This is a genomic window from Leisingera sp. ANG-S5 (assembly GCF_000813925.1).
Classification (GTDB): domain Bacteria; phylum Pseudomonadota; class Alphaproteobacteria; order Rhodobacterales; family Rhodobacteraceae; genus Leisingera.
Window position 1 is genome coordinate 1 of the sequence record NZ_JWLH01000041.1, and the last position, 551, is coordinate 551.

Sequence of the window (551 nt, forward strand, 5' to 3'; positions counted from 1 at the left end):
CGCCATTGAGGTCGGGTTGGCGTTGTAGCTGTCGTCCAGCAGGGTAATCGATCCGCTCTCCAGTTGGATCGCTTCGCGCACGCCGCGGCCCTTGACCGGCGACCACAGGGCGAGACTTTCAACGGCTTTAGCCGGATCAGCCCCCAGCGCCTCGGCACAGGCCAGCGCGCCCAGTGCATTCATCGCGAAATGGGCGCCAAGGGATTGAATATGCAGCTCAACTTCGCGTCCCGCTGCCGTGGCGCGGGCCACGGTCTCCTCGCCCTCTATCCCGGCGGAATGCAAGGTGTAGTCCGCAGCGCTTTCACCAAACCAGCGGGCGGTTGCGCCCAGACCCGCGGCCACATCCCGCAGCACATGGGCCTCGGCAATATCGGCGTTCAGAACCGCGACGCCGCCGTGCTCCAGCCCTTCCATGATCGCGGCTTTTTCGCGGGCGATGCCCTCAACGTTGTCAAACGCCTCCAGATGCACCGCGGCAACGGTGGTCACCATCGCCACATGCGGGCGCGCCTGCTTTGCCAGCGGCGCGATCTCGCCCGGGTGGTTCA

Annotated in this window: 1 protein-coding gene; it reads right to left on the reverse strand. The window is 65.9% G+C overall.

The genetic code is table 11. From position 1 onward, the window contains the following. Positions 1-551: Mur ligase family protein (locus RA25_RS22025; protein ID WP_039175080.1), on the reverse strand; the 551-nt coding region annotated here is incomplete at both ends.